Source organism: Polaromonas sp. P1_G2 (assembly GCF_056405515.1).
This window is the reverse complement of sequence record NZ_JBFUBY010001578.1, coordinates 1-382: the sequence shown is the minus strand read 5'-3', so window position 1 is coordinate 382 and position 382 is coordinate 1. Positions and strand designations below refer to the sequence as shown.

1 protein-coding gene is annotated in these 382 nt (G+C 59.2%); it reads right to left on the bottom strand.

Annotation, left to right across the window (positions count from 1 at the left end; translation table 11 throughout):
- Positions 1–382: serine/threonine protein kinase (locus AC1D0P_RS31625; protein ID WP_477680338.1), on the bottom strand; the 382-nt coding region annotated here is incomplete at both ends.

Genomic DNA, 382 nt, shown 5'->3' with positions numbered 1-382 from the left:
GTGGACGACGCCTGCCGCATGTGCGGTTTCCAGGCCATCCGCCAGCTTTGCCGTCAGCCTGCGCACTTCGGCGACGCTGAGCGGACCACTCCCCAGCCGCTCGGCCAGCGACATGCCGTGGATATATTCCATGACCAGATAGGGACGGCCGATCGCCTTGTCGATCGTGAAGATCTGGTAGCGCACGATCGACGGATGGTTGAGGCTGCTGAGAACCCTGGCTTCCTTGAAGAACAGGTTCGCATATTTCTCGTCCTTGGCAAATTCGCCCAGCACGATCTTGATCGCCACCGCCTCGTCAGTGGTGACATTGTGCCCGCGGAACACTTCGCCCATGCCGCCGATGGCGATCTTTTCGTCGATTTCGAAAATATCGTTGAGG